The following is a 25,076-nucleotide window of genomic DNA, read 5'->3' as shown; positions in this document are numbered from 1 at the left end:
ACCGAACGTTCAATGAGGAAACTTCTCGTTCTTGTTTTTGCGGTAATTCTAGCCGTAGGATCAGCTTACGCTCAGAAAACGCGTGTGCATGGCGTTGTGAGAGATGCGAATTCGGCTGAATCGCTGATATCTGCCAACGTGGTCTATGGCGAAGGAAAAGGAGTTGTGACCGATTTTGACGGCCAATTTTCCATCGAACTTCCGAACGGTGATTATACGTTTCAAGTAACGTATATCGGCTACGAACCGATATCAAAAACCGTGAAGGCTAACGGTGGCGACCTGGAATTGAACTTTTCCCTCACCACAGTAACGCTTAATGAGGTTCGTGTAGTGGCCGATATGGCACTTGACCGCGAAACACCTGTGGCCTTTACCAACATCGATCCGGTTAAAATTCGAGAGGAGGTTTCTTCGCAACCATTGCCAATGCTTCTGAACTCAACCCCTGGTGTGTATGCCACACAGCAAGGTGGTGGAGCTGGAGACGCAAGAGTGACAATCCGTGGTTTTTCTCAGCGAAACATCTCTGTTCAGATAGATGGTGTGCCAATGAATGATATGGAAACCGGCTGGGTGTATTGGAGCAACTGGTTCGGGTTAGATGGTGTAACGCAGCGTATTCAGGTTCAACGTGGATTAGGGGCCAGCAAACTTTCCATTCCGGCCGTTGGTGGAAGCATGAACATTCTCACCGCAGGAATCACATCCAAACGCTCTACAGAAGTTGGCGTAACGGTTGGGAACAATGGTCTTATAAGAACCAATGTCAGCTACAATTCTGGCCGATTGCCAAAAGGCTGGGGTGTAACGGCTGCGTTTGCCTACGATTATCAGAACGGGTGGGTCGATGCTACTTCGGCAAGTCGCTTCTTCTATTTCGTTAAACTTCAGAAGCAGTTCGGAAACCATACCTTGAGTGCTTCTGCTATGGGCGCTCCACAAACAAGAGGGCAGCGTAGTTACATGCAACCGATTTACATTTACGATAGGGCTTATGCACAATCACTGGGTGTGGATCTTAACAACACTTCAGTCACTTCAAATCCATTACCAGGTAATTACGGAAGACGCTACAATCAGCAGTGGGGAAACTTGATTCAAAGCAGGAATGATCCTAATGCGATGGGCCAGCAACAATCCGTTGCTGAGAATTTCTATCACAAGCCGATTTTCAGCCTGAAACATTTCTGGTCTAAAGGAAAATGGGCCGTTTCCAATATTGCTTACGGATCGTTTGGCAAAGGTGGAGGAACGCAACTTAGAGGGAATACGGCTGCTTTTGATCAATATGGTCAATACGACCTTACAGCTCTCTATAACGAAAACATCATAGGAACGGCTTTTGTACCTCCGTACGATACCACTGTTGTGAACGACACAAGTCAGTATAAGGCAAGAAACTTCGTTCTGGCCAATATGAATAACCATTATTGGTACGGACTGCTCTCCACGGTCAACCATAAGTTCAATGACTATTGGGATCTTGCCGTAGGAATTGATTTCCGTTCGTATTGGGTTGAGCACTACAGTACGCCTTATGATCTTTTGGGCGGAGATTACGTGGTCATTAACTCTACTACACAACAGACCAATCTTTTCGACCCTTCCGATAACGTGAAGCGAGTGGGAGATGTGGCTGGATATCGTGCTAATACGAGTGTTTATACTGCAGGTGTTTTTGCGCAGCTCGAATATTCAAAAGACAAGTTTTCAGGTTTTATCAGTGTTTCCGGTGCCAATAATTCTTATCGGAGGTCAGACCAGTACCGTAAGCGTGACCTAGTGCTTGAAGACACCACTATGCGGCAAGTATTGGGAATCAACGATACTGTTGTGTATAACGGGAACGTATATACTCACAATAGTAAGGAAGCGAGGGTTGCTACTACAGACTGGATCCATTTTCAAGGAGGAACTGCCAAAATGGGCGTCAATTACCGCATCAACGATCATATGAATGTGTTTGTGAATGGCGGTGTCTTTTTCCGTCCGCCATATATATCGGACGTTTATGCAGGAACGAGCTTCAATATTGTGAAAGGTGTTGCTACGGAAGTTGCTTGGGGAGTTGAATTGGGTTATGGTATCAAGTATTCTCGTTGGGCTGCCAATCTCAATCTTTATCGGACAACTTGGGAAAGTCGGCCAGTTCAGACTTCTGTTGCAATTGGCGGGACACCAACCACCATCAATATCCCTAATCTAGGTTCGGTACATCAAGGAATTGAGGTGGATGCGATTTACAAAACAGCTTGGTATTTTGATGTTGAAGGATTGATCTCTTACGGTGACTGGAGATGGAAAGGACAGGCATTGGGTTACTATTACATTCAAGGCAGCGATACGCCTGTAGACTCGGTTGATGTGGACGCTAACGGTGTTCATGTGGGCGATGCCGCTCAGTTTCAGGTATCGGGCAGCATTAAAGTGAAGCCTGTGAAGGACGTGTACATCAAAGGGCAGATCACGTATTTCGCAAACTATTATTCCGATTTCAATCCACTCGATCTTCAAGGTGATAATCGTGGTCGGGATTCGTGGAAAGTACCATCGTATTATCTGTTTGACATTCATGCCGGATGGACCATCAAACTCAAAAAAATGGACGTGATGTTGCGTGCAAGCGTGCTTAACGTTCTTGATAGAACATATATTTCTGATGCGCAGAACAATGCTGTTTCTGGATCACAGACCTTTGATGCCACGGCTGCGCAGGTTTTTGTAGGACAAGGAAGACGTTGGACAGCCTCAGTAGGCATTAAATTTTGATAAACAACACAATGAAAAGAATTACCACATTAATGGCTTCCGTGCTTGCAGCATCGGTGGTTTTCGGACAGGCAACCCTTCCAACGTCTTGGAATTTTGACGATCTGGCGCCTACTGGTTGGGATGAAAGCCTCGATATTATTGCAAACGGCACGCGCTACACCAACGGATTGGTAGGCGCAGCGTGCAAACTGGATGCTGACGATGAGTATGTGGTGGTGAACTTCAGCGATGTCTGTGGTGGCGTTACCTACAACATCAAAGGTCAAGGCACAGCCACCAATGATGTTTTTACGATTCAAGAATCGGTGAATGGATCAACGTGGACAAACATGCGCGTTTTGAATCAGTCTGATCTGGATGCGGCCGGCTCAACGTTCATTGAATACACAGACTATCCTGCAGGAGCGAGCCGCTACGTGCGTTGGTATTTCACAAACAAGCAAAGCGGACGAAATGTAGCGCTTGATGAGATTGAACTGATAACGCAAGTTCCCACCAATGCTCAGGAAATCGGTGTAACAAGCGGAGCTGAAAGCATTGTGAATAACGGTACGCTTGTGGTTGGAAATCAATCAAGCGTTGACATCACCATAGAAAACGTGAATCTTGCTGCTGGATCGCCTCTTGCGCTAAGCAATTTTCAACTTTCAGGACCGAATGCTTCCGATTTCACCCTGGGTGCAACGCCAAGCTCTGTTGCAGCGGCTGGATCAGAAACCTTTACACTCAATTTCAGTGCGGGTGCAAGCGGCTCGCGTGTTGGAATGTTAACAATTACGAATGACGATGCGAATGGGGACGAAACGACTTACGTGATCAATCTATACGCTATTGGTGGCAACTATGCTACGGAGCCAACTGCAGCACCGGTCAATCTTACATTTTCCAATGTTACAACTTACGGTTATCAGGTTAGCTTCAGTAATGCCTCGGTAATTCCAGAAAATTACATCGTAACTCGTGGTATTGAAAACCAGTTCATGGGCGCGCCTGTTGATGGCGAAACCTATGTGAAAGGTGATTATATCGATGCAGGAACTCAAGTTGTATATGTTGGGCCAGCAGGTTCGTTCAAGCCTTCGTATAACGTTGCTGGAACAACTTATTTCTTCTCAGCTTATTCTTTCAATGGTCCAGCAGGCTATGAGAATTATTATGCCGCTGCACCGCTAGACGGTTCTGTTACCACACCAGCAACCATGATGGGAACCTACTACAATGGCTTGGACCCGAACAGCGGGAATTTTCTGACAGACCTACAAACTCGCTTGGGTCAGAATTACGATCAGATATTCTATGGTAGCTATGGCCCAGTGATGATAGATAAGTTTGCTCATAGAGATACGACCGGAGGACAGAAGGTAATAACAGGCGTGTATTCAGGTTTCAAATACCTGTATACTGGAGCGTTCTTTTATGATGTGATGAGTAGGGAGCACTCTTGGCCGCATAGCTGGATGCCGAATTTTCCGGATGATCAAGGATTGGAGTATTCAGACCTTCATAATTTGTTTCCAGTTAATCAAGACAACGCTAATGCCATAAGAAGCAATCGTCCATTGGGAAATGTCGAAGCTCAGTCTAGTTCATTTCTTGGTGCCCAATATGGTGATGATGCAGATGGAAGACGGGTTTATGAACCGCGCGATCAGCACAAAGGAGATGCAGCACGTGCCATCTTCTACATGGCTGTAAAATGGAATGGCACAGGAGGCACTTGGGAATTGCCAAATCCAATCGACTTTGCTGTACAGTATGGACAAGATCAGGATGTTCTGAAGCAATGGCACTGGCAAGATCCACCAGATGCATGGGAAATCGCTAGAAACGACTTTATTCAAAGCGAGCAAGGCAATAGAAACCCGTTTGTGGATAGCGTGAACTGGGTGTGTTACATCGATTTTGAGACACTTACTTACATTGGTGCTCAATCAACTCCATGCACTGTAACTCCTAGTGGAATTGAAGAAGAGCTGGCAGGTAGCTTTTCCGTTTCTCCTAATCCATCGAATGGCTTGGTTACTTTGAATCTCAATTTGATTGAGGGACAACAATTGACCATTGATATGATGGATATTTCTGGGCGTCAGGTTTCAACTCAATCAAGAAATTTCAACGCAGGCGTTTCGAAAGAATCATTCGATTTCTCAAGATTGGATGCAGGCATTTACCACATGGTACTGCGAGGCGAAAAAGGAAGTTCAGCACTTAAAGTAGTGCTGCAATAAAAGCGCATCGAATGTTTAGTGAAAGCCGCTGATCAACGTTGATCAGCTTCTTTTTTGTTTACGTAGGATCAAGAACTCAGAAAGGACTGATGCCGATTCCAACAGAAATGGGAGTAGCTTGCGTACCTCTACCTTCAATGAATAGTGGTGTCAAAGAATAGAAGAAGCTGAGATAGAAATTGGCGTAACCTACACGTGCCGCTAAACCATATCGGAACTTGGTCAGGTTTGGAATGTCGTAGGTTTTCTGTTTGCTGCCAAAATTGACTCCTTGGAAGAAATAATCTTCATCAACCTTGGTTTTGGTGTGGCTTTGAACCAACCATCCAATTTTGAATCCCACGGATGCGGCAATTCGCTTTCCATTTTTATGAGGCTTAGACCGGAACCGAACCTCAAATGGAATATCAATGAAGTTTGTAGAGATCTTATTTACGCTGATCTTTTTCCCATCAAAAAATGAAGGGTCGAGTTTCGTGAAGGTGCTTCCTGTCGTGGTCGCGTATTCAATCGGAAATCCTTCCATGTGAATGTTGTGCGAATTGAAGCCAACACCAGCCGCCATACTGAAAACACTTTTCGCAATCACGTAATCGTAGAGAATTGCCACGTCAACTCCGCGCGATGAAAACCACTTTGGGCTAATGGTTGAAGGAGTTCCCAACCAACTGTCGAAGTTAAGATTGATGAGCACCATCTCCTTTTTTGGTGGCTTGCGCTTCTTCTTTGGTTTTTCGTCTGCTACGGTGGTTTCTGACACGCTTTGGCCCATCGAAATGCCAACCGTGAATATCAAGAATAACCCGAGAATAAACCTGCTCATCATCTTATTTCAATCGGCAAATATAGTGGAACGCCATCCGTTTAATCGGTAGTGTTCGGATTCCATTCCAACTCCAAGTTCCAATTGGCGCGCACTTCTGCGCCTTGCTGTATGATTTTGATTGGTTCTGGTTGCGATTTTTCGGAATACCGACCACTGTCCCATTTTCCGTTTCCGTTCAAATCTGTTACAACTTGAATGTTGTATTTATCTGGGTTGAGCTTGCTGAAGAGAACAACACCCTTTTGGCTGACTTTACGGCCTTCAATGACCGAATTGGCAGAATTAAGCACCTCCACCAGTAATTGTCCTTTGGGCTTTTCCGAAATATTCAGGCTGAGTTCTCCGAACATTTCCTTGTCGGTGCCCTTAAAAGAGGTTTCTAATGTATCGTTCCAAAGACTGTAGATGTCTTTAAACGCACTATCAAGCACCAACAGTCGATACTGCTTATCTTTTTTCCATGGAAACAGTATGCCGAATTTCCGCAAGGCCGGATCGCGAGCATCGATTTCATATCGAACCCGCACTGAATCTTCGTACAGCTTCACTTTCGAAAGGTCCGAACCGATTATCGGATGATTCCAAATGAGGAAAAGCGCATCACCGGGTTTAGGAGCTCGGCCTTTCGGAGGGTCTGTCTTTGCGGTCACCGCAAATTTTTCGAGTTGCTTTTTCTGTGATCCTTTTCCTTGCGATTTTTGAGAAACCTCAATCTCATCTACACGTGGTTTCATTACCATTTCCACACTGTCTCGTTCAGGTTTTCCTGCGTCAATAACAAGCTTCATTGTGTCTGGAACCAAATCTGTGGTCCAAACCGTAATGGTATCTCTGTAAGTACTGAAATCCTTCAGGTTCCATTGTTTTTTAAACGAAACACCTTCAATTTCAACATTGATCTTGTCCACGGGTCGGTTATAAACGAACACTAATTTGCCGTAATATTCGCAGTATGCTTTCTTCAGAAACTGTGTCGTATCGTCTTCCACAAACATCTTCATGTCATAACTCGGAATGAGTTTCGAACCGGCTTTCCCCTTTGCGCTTAAAGTGTCGGAGATATTTGGCTCAACAGCCAAGGAATCGACAACAGTTGTGTCGGGCGCAACAACAGGTTCAATAGTGAAAGGAGCTACCAATGAATCTAAAAACCCGATCTTCTCTGTTGGCACATCAAATCGGTAGTTAGCGTTCTCATCCTTCAATGCAAAGATCTTGTAAGGCTGATCTGCAATGTTCTTGATGAGATACGAACCATCAGCCCCAGAACGCGTGAAATAGTCTGGAATCGTATCGAGCGGCAACGAATCGATATTGCTTTTATAAAGCATCACAATCGCATCTTCTTCAGGTTCGCCCGTGATGGCATCAATCAGTTTCCCTTTCAATTGCATGCTATCGAGATGCGCACCAGTGCTGAAAACGTAGGTGTAATTCGCCAGTACATTTCCTTCGTTATTATCTGCAATGGCCTCTCCGAAGTTGATGGTGTACGTGGTATTCGGCCTCAGACCTTCTTCAAATTTTACCACCAACGACTTTTTCTTGAGCTGATAGCTTGGCGATTTGAGCATTGGAGGGGAAATAACCACTTGCTCAGCTGGCGACTTGAGCTGGATGAACTCATCAAACGAAATCACAATCTGTTGCGAAGTGAAATCCGTGGAAAGATTGGCAGGAACTTCCGAAAGGATTTTGGGCGGAGTTTCATCCTTCGGCCCTCCGGTTGGTGCCACTTGCTGCGCGCAACCGAACATGAGGATGATTGAAATATATCCTAGCGCTTTTTTCATTGAAAGAATGGTGCTAGCAGCGTTGCGATATCCTCCAATCCAGCCAGATCTGCCTGATCGAAATCGTTCAGTTTATCGCTGTCAACATCTAAAACAGCAACTACCTTTTCATTTGTAATAATTGGAACGACAATTTCTGATCGCGAAGCAGAACTGCAAGCAATGTGCCCAGGAAACGCGTCTACATCTGCTACAATGATGGTCTTTTTTTCCTTCCAAGATGTGCCGCAAACGCCCTTTCCGAAACCAATTCGCGTGCAAGCGATATCGCCCTGAAATGGCCCGAGCACCAATTCGTTTTCATCAACCAGATAAAATCCGACCCAAAAGAAACCGAATGTTTGTCGCAGCGCGGCAGCCACATTTGCCAAGTTGGCAACTACAGAACTTTCACCTTCGATAAGTGCTTTCAATTGTGGAAGCAACTGCTCGTATTTCTCTGCTCGAGAAACATTTGCTGATATGTTCAGTTCTTCTGCCATCAGTTTTTGCAGAAATCAGATATCAACGCTAAACACTTTTCGGGCGCTTCCAAATGCCCCATGTGACCGATTTGACTCACTACTTCCAACGAAATGGAATTGCTCAATTCGGCAAGTTGTTTCACATCGCTCAACGAGATGACCGAATCCAATTCTCCATGTATGATCAACTTTCTGAACGAGCCATTCTTCAACACATCAGAACGATCCGCCCGTTCCATCATTCCCCGAATGTTTGCAATGATTCCCTGAAGCGTAAAAGCAGTTGCCACTGTTATCAGATGATCGATCTCTTGCTTATGAGCGTCTCTTGTTTTTTCTGCAAAAAGGGAAGGAATGACAGCTTGAATGTAGATTTTTTTGTTCCGTTGAGCAAGTTCAATTACGCGCAACCGATCTTTCTTCTTTTCCTCCGAATCAGGATAGGCCGTGGAATGAAAGAGAATCAGTCCATCCAGCAGTTGAGGATGCTTTTCGGCCAAACTCAACGCAACATATCCGCCCATGGAATGTCCAATAACCGTGCATGTGTCAGTGTTTTCTGTGAATAGAACAAGGGCGACAGCAGCCGCATGTTCTTCCATAGAATGAACATACCCTACGTTGCCTGTTTCCCCTTGTCCCAACAAGTCGATAGAGATAACCTTGAAGTTTGAGCTAAGCTTTTCTGCATAGTCATTCCACATGCTGCGGTCTTCCAAAAAACCGTGCAGCAGCACAAGGGTTTGTCCACTGCCGATCTGTGAATAAACCACATCGGCCTCTTTATATTTTACAGATTTGCGCAAGCTACTTTTGTGAACGCGTCAAAAGTACATACTAAGCCGAAGACGCGACCGTTTTACACACCAGCACAATCCTCATGACCAGATTCTTCTCCATCGTTCTTGTTTTACTTGCTTCGGCATGCTCGTTCAGTGCACAGGCTCAAGGTAAATTGGGCGTTTTTGTCGGTGTTGGAACCATGACCTATACTGGAGATCTCCAAGAGCATCCGTGGCCACATTACAAAACCATGCGTTGGACGGTAGATGCCGGACTGCACTGGCAGATTACGCGTAGATGGGGTTTGCAGTTGAATTACACAGTTGGCGAAATTCTGGCCAGCGATCAATTTGCGCAAAGTGCTTGGAGGCAAACGCGCAATTTGCAGTTCCAATCCTTCGTACATGAGATTGGCCTGAGGGGAACGTTTGATATTCTTCCTAACGATAAATGGAAAGTGCTTCCGTACATAACAGCTGGTGTTTCTGCTTTGAATTTTGAGCCGAAGAATGGCAATGCGGCACTACGTCCGATGCAAAATGAGGGGGTTTCTTATTCCAATTGGACGGTGAGTATTCCGACTGGGTTGGGCGTGAAGTGGCAGCTCAAGTGCCGATGGGCGTTAAAAGGGGAATATGTTTATCACTGGACCATCACCGATTATTTGGATGACGTGAGTTCAAGAGGTAATCCGAAACAAAAAGATGGATTTTGGGATCTGAACGTTGGCGTTATTTACTTCTTCCGAGGCTGTGGAAGTTCTAAAAAAGGTGGTTTGATTGAAGATTGCGAACAGCTTTACAAGGATGTGGATATGGAAAAGCTGATGGATCAGTACAAGCAGTAGCCGTTATTCAAACAGTCTTAGAATTAAACTTCAACTAGGAGAACCTTCACTGACAAACTTCTTAAGATCAATAATATCTGCATTATCCAATTTACCGATTTGGTAGTTTTTGAATACAGCCATTCCAGATTCAAGATAAATGTCCGGATGGATGACGATTAGAAACTCAGCACCATGCTGAATTCCTGATTCAACAATTTCACGTTTTGGCCTATCACCAAAACTTGTCCATCCCTTTCTATCCACCAAGTACAAAGCATGATTTATGGTCGGGTCTGGCATGACCACCACTTTTTTGCTCTTATCTACACCCAGAGAATCCAGCAATGGTTGAATCTTGCGCAACCCCCTTATGCGAGTTGTACGCTCCCAATGATACCATTTCATAAGACTTACAGGCTGCGAAGGCATTAACGGATATGCGAATTGCTCTTCCGGGTAATGACGTAACTCCAAGTTCTGTCGAGTGTATATTAACCCGTACAAAAGCGCGCAAAGCCCAAGAGTTTTAAATGTGTATGTCAGCCAAAGTGGGGGCTTCAAACGGGCATCAAAAAACACCATTGGCAAAACCACGAGAATAGCAAAGCCATTTACAAAATAGTAGTCATGCTGATCAATGGCTTGAAACCACAAAGCGAAATACCCGATTACTCCAATCAGTGTCATGATATAGACCAATCTGTAAAACACTGACAAACGGTATATGAGAATAACCCCTATTAGAATCAATAAAGGCGCTACGTACCAGAAGAGTACAGGCATGGTAAACACGGATGTCCAACCCCAGAATCCTTGCGCCACTTCAATGATATGTTCCTTTGTGAGGCTCCAGATCGGCCACGGACTGTTGAAGGTATATTTTCCAACATGAACGGAATTGAAATAACTAGCATAATAGTACCACGACAAAATGCCGAGCACGGCCAAGCTTAGGAAGAAACCTTGTTTGACGGGGCGTTGAAAAATGGGCTTGGTGCTATCCGAAAAGCGCAACCCAACCAATTCGAGCATCCAGATCAACACGATAACTACAAACAGGATTAACGAAGAGACTTTTAAAAGACCAGCAAACATGAATAACACACTTGCCTTAATCAATAAGCTATCACGCCCAGCAGCTTTGAAACGCACAAAGAAATACCAGCCCATTAGGGCAAACGAGAAGCCAGGTACGTCAGTCAGGAAGTTGGCACCATACTCCGCCATTGCCGGAGTGGACAACAGAAGCAATGGACAAATGACGGACCAGAAGTAGTTTTTCGATGAGAATAGGTAGGTCTTGTATAGGGCAAACAGCCCGATAAACATTATTAATATGCTAAGTGCCCTGGTTATTGCAATGTGTTTCCCAAAGACCGTCCATAATAAGGCGTCTACATAATAGAGCCCAGGAAATTCGCCTGCCGTGTAACCACTCTGATCACCATCACTTATTTGGTAATGAATTTCAGGCCAAAAGAAACGTAGGCCATGCGAATAATAATTGTCAATCATAGAAACGCAGTCTGCTTGTCGCCAAGTGTGCGGACCAGAAGGCTCGAACCTCAGAAGGTATTCATACCGATAAATGAAGAAACAAGCAATCAGAGTTAGAACGAAGAAAACATCCTTCTTGAGCGGTGTATTCCATAAGGATTGAATTTTAAATCGCGTCATCTAACTGATTTCTATGGATACTTACAACGCAGCAGTGATGGCTGCAACAGTTCGTTCAATATGTTCGTCACATACAATTCCCATGTGGCCAACGCGGAAATATTGGGTTTTGTGCGATGGTAGCAGACCACCAGCGATGATCACTTCGTTCTCTCCAACCTTACCAAGGAATTCTCCACCATTCATCCCCTCAGGAAAGTAAGGCGCTGAGAGTGTATGCGCCATTACATCGTCCGATTTTGGGATGAATGAAAGTCCAAGTGCACGCATTTCCTCTCGGAATGTGATGGCTAATTTCTTGTGACGGGCAAATCGAGCGTGCATGCCTTCGTCAAGAATGAGGCCCAAACTTTTCTCCAGCGCTTGGATCAGATTGACGGGAGGTGTAGCGAAATAAGAAGGCTTTCTTCCTTCATAAGCTTCCATTATTGGCAACCACAGACTCCAATCGCAGAAATAGTTTCCAACGGGAGATTTGCGGTTTTTCCAAACACTCATGGCTTTTTCAGAGGCAACTACAAGTGCCAATCCCGGAGGAACTCCGACTGCTTTTTGAGATGCCGTTACAACCACATCAATTCCCCATTCTTCCTGTCGAATTTCTTCTCCAGCAACCGAACAAACGCCATCTAAAATGCTGATCACGTTGTATTTCTGTGCCAATGCTCCCATTCGTTTTGCATCGACCAAAACGCCTGTCGAAGTATCAACATGTGTGAATGTCATCAGCTTGAATTTGCCTGTGGAAAGTTCAGCTTCCACCATTTCGTAAGGAACAACTTCACCAACCTCAGATTGAAGCAAAGTGACGTTAGCGCCATAGCGTTTCAGCAATTCAGCATAACGCTCTCCGAAATAACCTGTGGAAACCACAAGCACATTATCGTGGGGCTCAATAAGGTTCGCACCAGCCATATCCATGGCAAGCGTTCCAGAACCTGCCACAATGAAAGGTTGACCACTTGGAGCCAACCAAACCTCGCGCATCATTTCAATGGCACGACCGAAAGATTCGATAAACGCAGGTGCCACATGACTCAAGGTCGGTTGGCCCATTTTTTCCATCACGCTTGGGTCGAATTCAATCGGCCCCGGAATCATCAATAGTTTTCTAGTCATTCTTTTGGTTAAACAATCCCCCGCCTTTGGCACCCCCTTTGAAAGGGGGACGGGGCTCATTCCTCCTTTTAAAGGAGGTGTCGAGGAACGAGACGGAGGATTTCATTCAACTTATTTTTTTGAGTCTTCGCGGATTCGTGCCATTGCGAGAGGTTATGAATTCATCAATTCCTCAATTTCCTCCACTTCCTTCGGAATATTCTTCATCAGGTTGGAATTGCCGTTTTTGGTGATAAGAATATCATCCTCAATCCGCACTCCGATTCCTTCCTCTAAAATGTAAATGCCTGGTTCGCACGTGAACACGTTTCCTTCTTCCATAGGAATGTCCCAATTGCCTACGTCATGCGTGTCTAAACCTAGAAAATGGCTCGTTCCGTGCATGAAGTATTTCTTGTAGGCAGGCCATTTTGGGTCTTGGTTTTTGATGTCGGCTTTGTCAATCAGTTTCAAGCCCAACAATTCATCTTGCATGATGAGACCAACCTCGCGGTGATAATCTTTCAGAACGGTTCCAGGGCGCAACATTTCAATGGCCGCTTTCTGAACGCGTAAAACCGCGTTGTAAACATCTTTTTGACGCTTCGAATATTTGCCGCTAACTGGAATTGTCCGTGATAGATCAGCATCATAGTTTGCGTATTCCGCGCCAATGTCTAACAAGAGAATATCACCTTTTTTGCATTGCTGGTTGTTCTGAATGTAGTGCAGTACACAGGAGTTTCTACCAGATGCAATGATGGGTTCGTAAGCAAAACCCTGTGCGCGATTGCGAATGAATTCATGCGCCAGTTCAGCTTCCAACTCGTATTCCCAAACACCCGGTTTTACCTTATCCAGCAACCGTCTGAATCCTTTTTCGGTTATGTTGCATGCTTCTTGCAAAAGCAAGGTCTCAAACTTTGATTTTACAGCACGCAAGCGACCCATTACTGGCGCACATCTGCGGTATTTGTGCAACGGATACTTGTCTCTGCACCATTTTCCGAATCGCGCATCGCGGGTTTCTACCTCAATAGTGGCTCGGCCGTGTTCGTTCGAATTCAGGTAGATGTGAGAAGCTTCGTTTACCAATGAATTGAACACACGGTTGAAATCCTTCAACCAATAAACAGTTTGAATTCCCGAAACCTGCTGTGCTTGTTCTACGGTCAATTTTGCTCCTTCCCAAATGGCAATCGTCTCATTGGTCTCCTTTAGGAAAAGAACCTCGCGATGATTTTCATCCAACGCGTTGGGAGCCAAAACAAGAATGGATTCTTCTTGATCAACGCCAGTAAGGTAGAACAGGTCGCTGTTCTGCTTGAATTTCATGGTGCCATCCGCATTGGTAGGCATAATGTCGTTGCTGTTGAACACCGCCACACTCTGCGGAACAATCCCATCAATGAATCGTTTTCGGTTGTGGACAAAGAGTTCGGTATCTATCCTATCGTATCTCATGATGCCAAATGTAATGATTGACGCTATGGTTAAAAATCGGTCATTGCTTCGTTTTAAGGAATTCTTAAGAAGTCTTTAATGAAATTTGAGGGCTTAAACCGAACATTTGTACCATGCGAATTCTGATCATAGAGGACGAACCAGGGATTGCCAACTTCCTCAAACAAGGATTGGAAGAGGAATCCTACGTGGTAGATGTGGCAAGCGAAGGTCGTGAAGGACTTTTTAAGGCGCTGTCTGGCGAATATGATCTCATGTTACTTGATTGGATGATTCCCGGCATAAGTGGCATTGAGGTTTGCAGGCAATTCCGGAAAGAATTCACAGACACTCCCATCATTTTCCTAACAGCAAAGGATACAACTGACGAAACGGTTTTCGGGCTTCAGGCCGGAGCTAACGATTACATCAAAAAGCCATTTCATTTTGCCGAATTGCTTGAACGGATCAAAGTGCAGTTGCGCAGCCGTGCAGGCGAACATGAGCGATTCCACTTAGGCCCTATCGTGTTAGACAAGGCAAGCCATCAGGTATTTAAGAATGACGATGAAATTTACCTCACCCAAAAGGAATTTTCGCTTTTAGAGTTCTTGCTCAGAAACAAAGGAAAGGTTTGCCGTAGAACGCGCATCCTCGAAAGCGTTTGGGACATCCACTTTGAGTACAACACGGGAGTGATTGATGTGTACATAAACGCTCTTCGGAAGAAGTTGAAATTAGGTGAGCACGAAAACTACATTCAAACCGTGCGCGGAGTGGGATATATTGCAAAGGAGCCATGAAATTCAGCTTCAAAAACCGAATAGCACTTCATTACATGACAGCAACGGCCTTGGTCATTGCCGTTGTGTTTACTACCGTTTTCAGCATTGTTTATTCTGCTGTGATGCGCAATGTGGACGGTGATCTTACTTACGAGGCGAATAAGCACATTACAGAAGTAAGGGTGATCAATGGCAACGTTCGATTTGCAGATGTAGAAGAATGGGAAGAACGAGAACATTACGAAATCGAGGTAAATCCTGTATTTATTCAGTTGCAAGATGTGAATGGTGTGGTAATGGACCGCTCTCCAAATCTCAAAACCGAACAATTGACCTACGCAGTTGAACAAGAGGACGGCAAGCATTTTACGTCTTATTTGATGCAACGACATGTAAGACAGCTGCAACTGCCGGTTATGTATCAAGGTCAACTGAAAGGTCACATCGTGGCAGCCATGTCCCTTCAACCTTCACTCATGGTAATAAGCACCTTGAGTAACGTACTTCTTATTTCATATCCGATCATTCTTTTCGGGCTTTTCTTCATTTCGCGCTACTTGGCAGGAAGGAGCATTATTCCCGTAAAAGCCATGCGCGATACGGCCGACCGCATTACAAGACATAATTTGAACGAACGTGTTCCCACACCTCCGAACCGCGATGAGCTTTACGGACTTTCCACCTCCATCAATCAGTTGCTTCAACGGATTGAGGATGCCGTGGAGCGCGAACGTCAGTTCACTTCAGACGCATCGCACGAACTGCGCACACCGCTTTCTGTGCTTCGCGGAACCTTGGAAGTCCTCATTAGAAAGCCACGTACGCAAGAAGAATACGAGAAGAAAGTGAAGGAAAGTTTGGCGGAAATTGATCGTCTAACAGAAATAATGGAGCAGTTGCTTTTGTTGGCCAGAGCAGATGGCGAGACGAGTATTCGAACAGATCAAAATATTCCGCTTTCAAACATCGTAGAAAGCATCATTGAAATTAAAACAAGAGAGGCCAAAGCGCAGGGAGTAGAGCTCACGCTATTTGATAATCTGAGTCAGTTGAAACTGGTTCCGAAGCAACCGACCGAATTGATCTTGAATAACCTGATAGGGAATGCCATCAAATACGGTGCACCAGGAAAGCGGGTAGTAATAGAGCTTGCGTTGCAAGACACACACCCAGTTTGCAAAGTCACAGATAGAGGTGTGGGAATTAAGCCAGAAGACATTCCGAACATTTTCAATCCGTTCTTCCGTTCAGATGCTCTGAATCATAAATCCATCAAAGGAATTGGCCTAGGATTGGCGATTGCACAGAAAACCGCCCTTTCCATCGGAGCCACTATTGATGTTCAGAGCGAATACGGTAAAGGATCTGTATTCACACTTCGGTTTTAATGAATTTCTAAGCAAACATTAAGAAACACCTAAGGTTGACCGTTCTAATTTGGCCCAATATTCAGAAATCATGAAACTCCGCTTTTCATTTGTTGCCGCACTTATTGCTGCTGGCCTCGGTATGCTAACGCTTCAAAGCTGTGAATCAGAAGGTGGTTGCGGAGAAACCAAGATCAGCCACAGCGGTTCTAACGATAGCCACAATAATGGCGCAAACTGCGTAACCTGCCACAAAAGCGGAGGCGAAGGAGAGGGTTGTTTTAACATGTGCGGAAGCGTGTATAACGGACAGTCTACCAATTCATTGGCCAACGTGACGGTCAATCTGTATACTCAACCACAAGGAGCGGGAGAATTACGATTTACCCTAAAGGGTGATGCCAGAGGCAATTTCTATACTACAGAAGATGTCGCTTACTCTGGACTTTATGCTTCAGTCACTGGCCCGAGCGGAACGCCTCATTACATGTCTGCCTCGCTGAGCAGTGCCAGCTGTAACTCGTGCCACGGTGTTTCCACCAACCGACTATCAGCGGATTGATCTTAAGCGAATCTTAAGACAAGCCTGAGAAAGGCTTTAGCTACCTGCATGCAGCTTTGGTGTGTCATTAAATACCGCACCACTCATGCTCGACTGGATCATATCATATAGCCTTCGCAACAAACTCGTAGTACTGCTTTTCACAGCGGCCATCATCGGTGCTGGCGTTTATTCGCTGCTCAATCTTCCGATTGGTGCTGTTCCCGACATTACCAACAATCAGGTTCAGGTCATCACCACTTCACGCAATTTGGCCACGCAGGATGTAGAGAAATACCTCACTTATCCCGTAGAGTTGGAAATGGCCAACCTGCCTGGAGTGAAGGAAATCCGTTCGGTTTCCAAGTTCGGACTGTCCGTGGTAACTGTCGTTTTTACGGACGAGATAGGAACCTACCTGCCTCGCCAACTCATTGCTGAGAAAATTAAAAGTGCGGAGGAACGCATTCCAGCTGGATTCGGAAAACCGTTTATGGGGCCGGTCACCACTGGTTTGGGCGAGATCTATCAATATGTTATTGATGTAAAACCGGGTTACGAAGACCGTTATATCACAACCGACCTTCGAACCATTCAAGATTGGGTCGTGAAACGTCAACTTTCAGGAATTCCAGGGGTGGTAGAAGTGAACACCTGGGGCGGATTTCTGAAGCAATACGAAGTGGCCATCGACCCTGCACGGATCCGAAGTGTGAACGTCTCGTTGGCCGAGATCTATCAAGCGGTTTCCGACAATAATTCCGTGGCTGGTGGCGGTTACATCGAAAAGGGCAACGAAAGCTACTTCATTCGTGGCGAAGGGCAGGTTAAAAGCCTTGAAGACATCGAACAGATCGTGGTAACCAACCGCGAAGGACTGCCGATCAGAATAAAAGACGTGGCAAAGGTCGGTTTCGGTCATGCCAATCGTTTTGGCGCCATCACAGGCAATGGCGAAGGCGAAAAGGTGCTCGGACAAGTGATGATGCTGAAAGATGCTGATTCCAAAAAGGTCATCGATGCGGTGAAAGCACGTGTTGAACAGATGGAAAGTTCGCTTCCCGAAGGCGTGGTCATCAATGCGGTGCTCGAACGAAGCGAACTCATTGATAAAACCACTTTCACCATAGCGGAAAACCTCATTTTGGGTTGTCTGATCGTCATTTTCGTGGTCGTTCTGCTGCTCGGCAATCTTCGTTCTGGGTTGGTTGTGGCATCAGTCATTCCGCTCACGCTGCTTTTTGCGCTTACGCTGATGTACATTTTTGGGGTGGATGCGAACCTAATGAGTTTAGGTGCCATTGACTTCGGAATCATCATCGATGGTGCGGTCATCATTGTTGAATACATTGCGTTCCGTATTACCGCACAGCGAACACAGCTTTCCACGTTGAAAGGTGTGGAACGCAGTCGTTTCATCGACCACATTACTCACAATGGCGCTTCCAAGATGATGCGGTCTGCCGTTTTCGGGCAGCTTATCATCCTCATCGTTTTCATCCCCATTCTTTCGCTGACAGGTGTAGAAGGAAAGATGTTCAAACCAATGGCGCTTGTATTCTGCTTCGCGATTATGGGCGCCATGATCCTATGCTTCACTTACGTTCCGGTCATCGCAGCGCTTTTCCTCAAACCAACCGATCCTGATAAGAAGACCATCTCATCTCGATTGATGAAATTTTTGGAGAGAAGTTACCTGCCTGCTATCACTTGGGCGCTTCGCAAAAAAACCGTTGTCCTCAGTTCAGCAGTAGCACTATTGGTTGTGGTCGGATTACTGTTTACGCAGATGGGGGGTGAATTTGTTCCAACCTTGGATGAAGGTGATTTTGTGATTCAACCTGTGCTCAAAACGGGAACATCACTGAGCAGAACAATTGAAATCACCACACGGATTGAGCAGATTCTGAAACGTTTTCCAGAAGTGGACCAAGTGGTCAGCAGAATTGGTGCTGCCGAGGTTCCAACAGACCCAATGTCGATGGAAGAAAGCGATGTCATGATCAAGCTCATACCAATTGGCGAATGGACCACGGCTGAAACAAAAGATGAATTGGCCGATAGTTTCAAGGTGGCTCTTTCAGTCATTCCAGGGGTCGATTACGAATTCACCCAGCCTATTGAAATGCGTTTCAACGAGCTGATCACAGGTGTTCGTTCTGACTTGGCCATCAAGGTTTTTGGCGAAGATCTGGACGTGCTTTATCGCAAAGCCTTGGAGATTGAAAAGGCAATCAAGAATGTAGAAGGCGCGGCCGATATCACGGTGGAAAAAGTGGCTGGATTGCCCCAGATGACGGTTGTTTACAATCGGCAGAACATTGCCAAATACGGTCTGAGTATTGGCGAATTGAACCAGTTGATACAGGTTGGTTTTGCTGGGTTGCCTACGGGAACGGTTTTCGAAGGAGAGAAGCAGTTCGACCTGGTGGTTCGCTACGATGAGGCGCATCGAAAGGACATAGAAAACCTACGGACCGCTTCGGTACAACTTCCGAACGGAAGCAGCTTGCCACTTACCGAATTTGCGGAGGTCAACTACACGAAAGGACCTGCCAAAATATCGCGCGATAACACCAAACGTAGAATTGTGGTAGGTGTGAATGTGCGTGGTCGCGACCTTGAATCGGTGGTGACCGATGTGCAAAAGATCATAGGTGAGCAGATCAAACTGCCTGTTGGATATACGGTAGAATATGGCGGGCAATTCGAAAATCTGCGCACCGCAAAAGAACGTTTGATGTATGCCGTTCCAGTAGCACTGTTGCTCATTTTCATTCTTCTTCACTTTGCTTTTGGATCGGTGAAGGAAGCCTTGATGATCTACAGCGCCATTCCACTTTCTGCTGTTGGTGGCGTGCTTTTCCTCTACATGCGAGGCATGCCGTTCAGTATTTCAGCAGGTGTCGGCTTCATCGCACTGTTCGGTATTGCGGTACTGAACGGAATCGTGCTCATTGAGCATTTCAAGGAGTTGAAAGAACATGGCATTAAAGACCTGAACGAGCGCATCATTCTTGGAACGCAGCAACGCTTGCGACCAGTTTTGCTCACGGCTTCAGCTGCAGCGCTTGGCTTTTTGCCAATGGCAATTTCCACTTCAGCAGGCGCTGAAATCCAACGTCCGTTGGCGACTGTTGTGGTCGGTGGATTGATCACAGCAACGCTTCTGACTTTGCTTGTGCTACCTGTGCTCTATTCAATTTTCGAAGCTTCGGATGAGAAGAAGAAAAAGAAAAAACTTTCTAAGACTGCGTTGAGCATCGTTGTACTGATGGGTCTTTTACCGATGTCAAGCATCGCGCAGCCAGAACCACTAACGATGGAAAGTGCCATCGAACTGGCCTTACAGAACAACAATCAGCTGAAAGCATCTAAACAGGAGGTTGAGAAGAACCGACAGTTGGTTGGTGCGGCCATCGACATTGACAAGACGCATCTGTTCTATGGTTTTGATCAGAACAATATTGCGCCCAATAATGCCGCGCTGAATGTGTGGGGTTTGGGTCAAACGCTCAAGTTCCCAACGGTTTATCATGCACAGAAAAAGTTGCAACAGGGTTTTGTTGCGCTTTCTGAGCAACAATATCGCTTGGATGAGCAGGTGGTGAAAAAAGAGGTCAGCAAAGCTTATTTGGACTTGGTCTTTTTACACGAACTGCGAAGCGAATATGTGTACCTGGACAGTTTGTACGCACAATTTGCCGCAGGCGCAAAAATGAAATTCGACTTGGGCGAAACCGATCAATTGGAGCAACTGACCGCACAGGCAAAATACCGCGAGGTTTCCCTGCTTTTGGATCAGCAGGATGAATTGATCCATCGGGCGCAGTTGAACCTGAATCGTTGGATTCAGAGCGATTCTGAGCAGACCATTTCGGCACAATCGCTCGAAAAACTCAAACCGATGGTGTTGGATACTGTGCAGCATCCTGCGCTTCGGTATTATCAGGAAATGCAGGCGATTTCTGACCGCCAATTGAAATTGGAACGCCAGCAATTGCTTCCCGACATTCAGTTTCAGGTTTTTCAAGGAACGAACAATGCAGCCAATGCCCAGATCTATTCGGGCGTTCAGGCTGGGCTTTCTGTTCCGCTGTGGTTCGGGGCACAAAATGCACGGATAAAAGCGGCAAAAACCGAACGAATGGCCATCGATTTACAAGCAGAAAACCAACAACAGCGCTTGATGGCCGAATATCAAATGCTGCTTTCCGATCTGGAGCGGCAACAGAAAGCACTGGTCAACTACCAAGAATCTGGAAAGGGTCTTTCGGATGGAATGCTGAAATCAAGCAACCTCGCTTACCGAAATGGCGAGATCGATTTCCTGCAATTCGTGCAACTATTGGAACATGCCGTGACGATAGAAACGAACCATTTGACCGACCTGCTACAATACAATCTCATCGTTTTAGACATCAACTATTTAAACAATTGATATGAAATCCTATCACTCAAAATACATGTGGAATGCACTCGTTCTGTTCGGAATGTTGCTAACACTTTCGTGTTCGTCCAATTCAGAGCAACCTTCAGAAGCGCCAGAAACGGCAGGTTCTGATGAGCTGGTTGAAGTGACCAGCGAACAGTTCAAATCTTCGGGCTACGAATTAGGAAGCCTTACCAAACACGGATTTAGAACCACTGTCAACGCAAACGGAGTAGTTGATGTGCCGCACAAATATCAAGCGGCCGTGAGCGCTTACTTTGGCGGATACGTAAAGCATATCGATCTCTTGAATGGTTCGAAGGTCGAGAAAGGGCAGGTGCTTTTCACACTCGAAAACCCTGCTTTCGTGGAGGTTCAGAAAGATTACCTCGAAACCGAAGGCGAACTTAAATACCTGAAAGAAGATCTCGACCGTCAGCGCGATCTGACCGATGCCAATGTTTCTTCACAGAAAAAATTCTCGAAAGCCGAATCCGATTACCTGACAATGAAGGCCAAGAACGCCTCGCTGCGGAAGAAGCTTGAAATGATGAACGTGGACGTGAACTCGTTGACGGCCGACAAGCTCAAATCCACCATCGATATTCTCTCTCCGTTGAGCGGCTATGTCACCGAAATCAATGCGAGTCCAGGCACATTTCTTTCTCCTTCGGAAGTGGCGCTTCGCATCACAAATACGGAACATATGCACTTGGAATTACGGGTGTTTGAGCAGGATGCATCGAAGATCAAAGCCGATCAGAAAATCCGTTATAAGGGCCAGAATGCAGATACAGAGCACGAAGCCGTGGTTCATCTTGTGAATAAGATCATCGATCCGGTTTCGCGTACGGTTATCGTTCACGGACACGTGGGTGCAGCTCCAACTTCCGATCTGGTAATTGGCTCCTATTTAGAAGCCCAGATAGTTGTAGGTTCAGACTCGCTCTTATCCTTACCCTCAGCGGCTATTGCCGAAATTGATAACATCTTTTATGTGCTTCAGGTGAGTTCGGAGCAGAATGGGTTAACTGAGTTCATCAAGAAAAAGGTAAATGTCGGTCAAGTGCAAGATGGTTTCACGGCCATTTTGAACTCGGATGAATTTCAACCCACAGATAAATTTCTGATTGTGGGAGCTTTCGACTTGATTCGAGAGTGATCTTAAGAACTTTTCGAGCCATCTATCGGTTTGTTTACAGGCTTCGTTTTGTAAATACTATTAAGAATCGTTCTAAATAAATTTGCAAACGACCCTTTAAAAGTTCAGGTATTACATTTGCGCAAAAGCCCACAGGCTTAGGTTTTATCTACAAAATCGACTTTCAATGTCAAGTTCAATAGCTAAGAAGATTGCGATGGCCCTTTCGGGGTTCTTTTTGCTTTTCTTCCTTCTTCAGCATCTTACCATCAACTTCATTTCGGTGATCAGCCCAGATGGTTTTAATTCTGCTTCTCATTTCATGGGAACAAATCCAATTGTGCAGATCGCCTTGCAGCCGGTTCTCGCCTTCGGAGTGATTTTTCACTTGATGATGGGAATGCGATTGGAATTGCAGAACCGTTCTGCTCGCCCGATCAAATATGCTATGAATAAGGCTGAAGCCAATTCATCTTGGATGAGCCGCAACATGATCATCACAGGAATCATGATCATGCTTTTCCTCGGATTGCATTTCTACGATTTCTGGATTCCCGAATTGAACGTGAAATACGTTCAAGGCGATATGTCAGGATTGAATGCCGAAGGCGGAATGCGTTACTGGGAAGAACTTCATCACAAGTTCCACGACCCGATTAGAACTGGTTTGTACGTACTGTCATTCGTTTTCTTGGCCTTGCACCTGATGCACGGTTTCCAATCGGCTTTCCAGTCGGTCGGTTTCAACCACAAGAAATACACACCAGTCATCAAAAAGCTTTCAAACATTTACGCCATCGTGGTGCCGCTCGGATTCATCATCGTTGCGGTTTATCACTTCATGACGCAATCATAAAATAGGAGCCATGTCATTGAATTCCAAAATACCAAAAGGAGCCGTTGACCGTAAGTGGACGGATTATAAGGATCATGTTCGCTTGGTGAATCCTGCCAACAAACGTTCAATCGATGTTCTTGTCATTGGTTCGGGATTGGCTGGGGCATCTGCCGCTTCATCGCTTGCCGAAATGGGTTACAGCGTAAAAGTGTTCTGTTTTCAGGATAGTCCGCGAAGAGCGCACTCCATTGCCGCGCAAGGAGGTATCAACGCAGCTAAGAACTACAAGAACGATGGCGATAGTACGTATCGCTTGTTCTACGACACCATCAAAGGAGGCGATTACCGTGCTCGTGAAGCAAACGTGCATCGCTTGGCAGAAGTAAGCGCCAACATCATTGACCAATGTGTGGCACAAGGCGTTCCATTCGCAAGAGAATACGGAGGTCTGTTGGACAACCGTTCCTTCGGTGGTGTTCAGGTTCAAAGAACATTTTACGCAGCAGGACAGACCGGACAGCAATTGTTGCTTGGCGCATATTCTTCACTTTCGAAAGAGATCGCCAAAGGCACCATCACCATGTACAACAGACACGAGATGTTGGATGTGGTGAAAGTGGACGGAAAGGCCCGAGGCATTATCGCCCGTAACTTGGTTACAGGAGAAATTGAGCGACACAGCGGACATGCCGTGTTGCTTTGCTCTGGAGGTTACGGAAACGTGTTCTTCCTTAGCACAAATGCCATGGGAAGCAACGTGAGTGCTGCTTGGAAAGCACACAAACGTGGCGCTTATTTCGGAAATCCTTGCTACACACAGATCCACCCGACCTGTATTCCTGTTTCAGGAACACACCAAAGTAAATTGACCTTGATGTCGGAGTCGCTGCGGAACGATGGTCGTATCTGGGTTCCAAAGAAAAAGGAAGATGCCGTTGCCATTCAGCAAGGCAAGAAGAAAGGTGTTGATCTGGCAGAAGCCGATCGCGACTATTACTTGGAAAGACGCTATCCTGCATTCGGCAATCTGGTTCCGCGAGATGTGGCCAGCCGAGCCGCCAAAGAGCGTTGCGATGCCGGATTCGGTGTCAATGCCACGGGCGAGGCGGTTTATCTCGACTTCGCTGCATCCTTTGAACGTTATGGTCATATAGAGGCCAACAAGCGCAACATGACCAACGTGGACAAGGCCACCATCATTGCCATGGGCAAGGAAGTGGTGAAGGAGAAGTACGGCAACCTCTTCGACATGTACCAGCAGATTTCGGGCGAGAACCCGTACGAAATGCCTATGAAGATCTATCCTGCGGTGCATTATACCATGGGCGGATTGTGGGTTGATTATGAGTTGATGACCACCGTTCCAGGTCTGTACGCTTTGGGCGAGGCCAACTTCTCCGATCACGGGGCCAACCGATTGGGAGCTTCGGCCCTGATGCAAGGTTTGGCTGATGGTTACTTCGTCATTCCTTACACCATTGGTGAGTATTTGGCAGATGATATCCGAACAGGAAAAATCCCTACCAACACGCCAGAGTTTGATGCGGCTGAGAAGGAAGTGAAAGACAGAATTTCGTTCTTCATCAATAATAAAGGCACAAAAACGGTTGATAGTTTCCACCGTAGATTGGGATTGGTGATGTGGAACAAATGCGGCATGGCCCGTAATGCGGAAGGCTTGAAAGAAGCTATCGCTGAGATCCGCGCCATCCGTGAGGAATTCTGGAAGGAAGTTCGCGTACCTGGTTCAGACAGCGATTTCAACCCTGAGTTGGACAAAGCAGGTCGTGTGGCCGATTTCTTGGAATTGGGCGAATTGATGTGTCTCGATGCTTTGACCCGCGAAGAATCCTGCGGAGGTCACTTCCGCGAGGAGCACCAAACGGAAGAAGGCGAAGCCAAGCGAGATGATGAGAACTTCTCGTTCGTTTCAGCTTGGGAATTTACTGGCGACCCAAGCACATCCAACTTACACAAAGAAGAACTGATCTATGAGAACATCAAAGTTGTTCAGCGTTCATACAAGTAAAGACTAGAAAGCATGGCAGAAAAAGGA

General features: G+C 45.9%; 17 protein-coding genes. 10 read left to right on the top strand and 7 right to left on the bottom strand.

The genetic code is table 11. The features are described 5' to 3' along the window. Nucleotides 1-12: 12 nt before the first annotated feature. Together K9J17_01215 and K9J17_01210 are read left to right on the top strand one after the other, a co-directional pair. The gene (locus K9J17_01215) at nucleotides 13-2,772 is read left to right on the top strand and encodes a TonB-dependent receptor (GenBank protein ID MCF8275325.1); all 2,760 of its coding nucleotides are present in this window, start codon (nucleotides 13-15) and stop codon (nucleotides 2,770-2,772) included. 11 nt (nucleotides 2,773-2,783) lie between these two features. After that, nucleotides 2,784-5,003: an endonuclease gene (locus K9J17_01210; protein MCF8275324.1), complete on the top strand. Its 2,220-nt coding sequence runs from the start codon at nucleotides 2,784-2,786 to the stop codon at nucleotides 5,001-5,003. Between the two features lie 76 nt (nucleotides 5,004-5,079). Here K9J17_01210 and K9J17_01205 read toward each other — a convergent pair whose 3' ends face one another. The 4 genes from K9J17_01205 to K9J17_01190 are packed head-to-tail and all read right to left on the bottom strand — an operon-like array spanning nucleotide 5,080 to nucleotide 8,892. Then, nucleotides 5,080-5,826 carry a PorT family protein gene (locus K9J17_01205; GenBank protein ID MCF8275323.1) on the bottom strand — a complete coding sequence of 249 codons (747 nt, stop codon included), beginning with the start codon at nucleotides 5,824-5,826 and terminating at the stop codon, nucleotides 5,080-5,082. A gap of 41 nt (nucleotides 5,827-5,867) precedes the next feature. After that, the gene (locus K9J17_01200) at nucleotides 5,868-7,622 is read right to left on the bottom strand and encodes an Ig-like domain-containing protein (GenBank protein ID MCF8275322.1); all 1,755 of its coding nucleotides are present in this window, start codon (nucleotides 7,620-7,622) and stop codon (nucleotides 5,868-5,870) included. Then, nucleotides 7,619-8,104: a GAF domain-containing protein gene (locus K9J17_01195; protein MCF8275321.1), complete on the bottom strand. Its 486-nt coding sequence runs from the start codon at nucleotides 8,102-8,104 to the stop codon at nucleotides 7,619-7,621. The genes K9J17_01200 and K9J17_01195 overlap by 4 nt, the downstream gene beginning before the upstream one ends. Further along, a complete protein-coding gene (locus K9J17_01190) occupies nucleotides 8,104-8,892 on the bottom strand; it encodes an alpha/beta hydrolase (protein ID MCF8275320.1) in 789 nt (262 codons plus the stop codon). The genes K9J17_01195 and K9J17_01190 overlap by 1 nt, the downstream gene beginning before the upstream one ends. A 74-nt stretch (nucleotides 8,893-8,966) precedes the next feature. On the opposite strand from K9J17_01190, the gene K9J17_01185 reads away from it, so the two are divergent. Then, entirely contained in the window at nucleotides 8,967-9,716 is a 750-nt protein-coding gene (locus K9J17_01185; GenBank protein MCF8275319.1) for a porin family protein, read from the top strand. A 30-nt stretch (nucleotides 9,717-9,746) separates the two neighbouring features. Here the strand turns inward: K9J17_01185 and K9J17_01180 are convergent, their stop codons facing one another. From K9J17_01180 to K9J17_01170, 3 genes are all read right to left on the bottom strand, one after another. Beyond that, on the bottom strand, nucleotides 9,747-11,375 hold the full coding sequence (locus tag K9J17_01180; GenBank protein ID MCF8275318.1) for a glycosyltransferase family 39 protein: 1,629 nt from the start codon (nucleotides 11,373-11,375) through the stop codon (nucleotides 9,747-9,749). 21 nt (nucleotides 11,376-11,396) lie between these two features. Then, entirely contained in the window at nucleotides 11,397-12,494 is a 1,098-nt protein-coding gene (locus K9J17_01175; GenBank protein ID MCF8275317.1) for an alanine--glyoxylate aminotransferase family protein, read from the bottom strand. Between the two features lie 153 nt (nucleotides 12,495-12,647). After that, nucleotides 12,648-13,937, bottom strand: a complete 1,290-nt coding sequence (locus K9J17_01170) for an aminopeptidase P N-terminal domain-containing protein (GenBank protein MCF8275316.1) — start codon at nucleotides 13,935-13,937, stop codon at nucleotides 12,648-12,650. A 113-nt stretch (nucleotides 13,938-14,050) separates the two neighbouring features. Between K9J17_01170 and K9J17_01165 the strand changes: the two genes are divergently transcribed. From K9J17_01165 to K9J17_01135, 7 genes are all read left to right on the top strand, one after another. Then, the gene (locus K9J17_01165) at nucleotides 14,051-14,719 is read left to right on the top strand and encodes a response regulator transcription factor (protein ID MCF8275315.1); all 669 of its coding nucleotides are present in this window, start codon (nucleotides 14,051-14,053) and stop codon (nucleotides 14,717-14,719) included. Beyond that, nucleotides 14,716-16,089, top strand: coding sequence for a HAMP domain-containing protein (locus K9J17_01160; GenBank protein ID MCF8275314.1), 1,374 nt, complete (start codon nucleotides 14,716-14,718; stop codon nucleotides 16,087-16,089). Before K9J17_01165 ends, K9J17_01160 begins: the two co-directional genes overlap by 4 nt. A gap of 70 nt (nucleotides 16,090-16,159) precedes the next feature. After that, a complete protein-coding gene (locus K9J17_01155; protein MCF8275313.1) occupies nucleotides 16,160-16,630 on the top strand; it encodes a hypothetical protein in 471 nt (156 codons plus the stop codon). Between the two features lie 85 nt (nucleotides 16,631-16,715). Then, entirely contained in the window at nucleotides 16,716-21,050 is a 4,335-nt protein-coding gene (locus K9J17_01150; GenBank protein ID MCF8275312.1) for a CusA/CzcA family heavy metal efflux RND transporter, read from the top strand. A 1-nt stretch (nucleotide 21,051) separates the two neighbouring features. After that, nucleotides 21,052-22,203 carry an efflux RND transporter periplasmic adaptor subunit gene (locus K9J17_01145; GenBank protein MCF8275311.1) on the top strand — a complete coding sequence of 384 codons (1,152 nt, stop codon included), beginning with the start codon at nucleotides 21,052-21,054 and terminating at the stop codon, nucleotides 22,201-22,203. Nucleotides 22,204-22,369: 166 nt separating this feature from the next. Further along, a complete protein-coding gene (locus K9J17_01140; GenBank protein ID MCF8275310.1) occupies nucleotides 22,370-23,038 on the top strand; it encodes a succinate dehydrogenase cytochrome b subunit in 669 nt (222 codons plus the stop codon). A gap of 10 nt (nucleotides 23,039-23,048) precedes the next feature. Next, the gene (locus K9J17_01135) at nucleotides 23,049-25,049 is read left to right on the top strand and encodes a fumarate reductase/succinate dehydrogenase flavoprotein subunit (protein MCF8275309.1); all 2,001 of its coding nucleotides are present in this window, start codon (nucleotides 23,049-23,051) and stop codon (nucleotides 25,047-25,049) included. Nucleotides 25,050-25,076: the final 27 nt, after the last annotated feature.

This window comes from Flavobacteriales bacterium (assembly GCA_021739695.1).
GTDB lineage: Bacteria > Bacteroidota > Bacteroidia > UBA10329 > UBA10329 > UBA10329.
The sequence above is the reverse complement of the archived record's forward strand: the minus strand, read 5'-3'. Positions and strand labels throughout refer to the sequence as shown.

Excerpts from the sequence above, each read along its gene's own strand:
- K9J17_01155 (MCF8275313.1), top strand. The coding sequence starts at position 16,160 with ATGAAACTCCGCTTTTCATTTGTTGCCGCACTTATTGCTGCTGGCCTC.
- K9J17_01180 (MCF8275318.1), bottom strand. The coding sequence starts at position 11,375 with ATGACGCGATTTAAAATTCAATCCTTATGGAATACACCGCTCAAGAAG.
- K9J17_01195 (MCF8275321.1), bottom strand. The coding sequence starts at position 8,104 with ATGGCAGAAGAACTGAACATATCAGCAAATGTTTCTCGAGCAGAGAAA.
- K9J17_01170 (MCF8275316.1), bottom strand. The coding sequence starts at position 13,937 with ATGAGATACGATAGGATAGATACCGAACTCTTTGTCCACAACCGAAAA.
- K9J17_01185 (MCF8275319.1), top strand. The coding sequence starts at position 8,967 with ATGACCAGATTCTTCTCCATCGTTCTTGTTTTACTTGCTTCGGCATGC.
- K9J17_01150 (MCF8275312.1), top strand. The coding sequence starts at position 16,716 with ATGCTCGACTGGATCATATCATATAGCCTTCGCAACAAACTCGTAGTA.
- K9J17_01205 (MCF8275323.1), bottom strand. The coding sequence starts at position 5,826 with ATGAGCAGGTTTATTCTCGGGTTATTCTTGATATTCACGGTTGGCATT.
- K9J17_01140 (MCF8275310.1), top strand. The coding sequence starts at position 22,370 with ATGTCAAGTTCAATAGCTAAGAAGATTGCGATGGCCCTTTCGGGGTTC.
- K9J17_01215 (MCF8275325.1), top strand. The coding sequence starts at position 13 with ATGAGGAAACTTCTCGTTCTTGTTTTTGCGGTAATTCTAGCCGTAGGA.
- K9J17_01160 (MCF8275314.1), top strand. The coding sequence starts at position 14,716 with ATGAAATTCAGCTTCAAAAACCGAATAGCACTTCATTACATGACAGCA.
- K9J17_01200 (MCF8275322.1), bottom strand. The coding sequence starts at position 7,622 with ATGAAAAAAGCGCTAGGATATATTTCAATCATCCTCATGTTCGGTTGC.
- K9J17_01135 (MCF8275309.1), top strand. The coding sequence starts at position 23,049 with ATGTCATTGAATTCCAAAATACCAAAAGGAGCCGTTGACCGTAAGTGG.
- K9J17_01210 (MCF8275324.1), top strand. The coding sequence starts at position 2,784 with ATGAAAAGAATTACCACATTAATGGCTTCCGTGCTTGCAGCATCGGTG.
- K9J17_01145 (MCF8275311.1), top strand. The coding sequence starts at position 21,052 with ATGAAATCCTATCACTCAAAATACATGTGGAATGCACTCGTTCTGTTC.
- K9J17_01165 (MCF8275315.1), top strand. The coding sequence starts at position 14,051 with ATGCGAATTCTGATCATAGAGGACGAACCAGGGATTGCCAACTTCCTC.
- K9J17_01175 (MCF8275317.1), bottom strand. The coding sequence starts at position 12,494 with ATGACTAGAAAACTATTGATGATTCCGGGGCCGATTGAATTCGACCCA.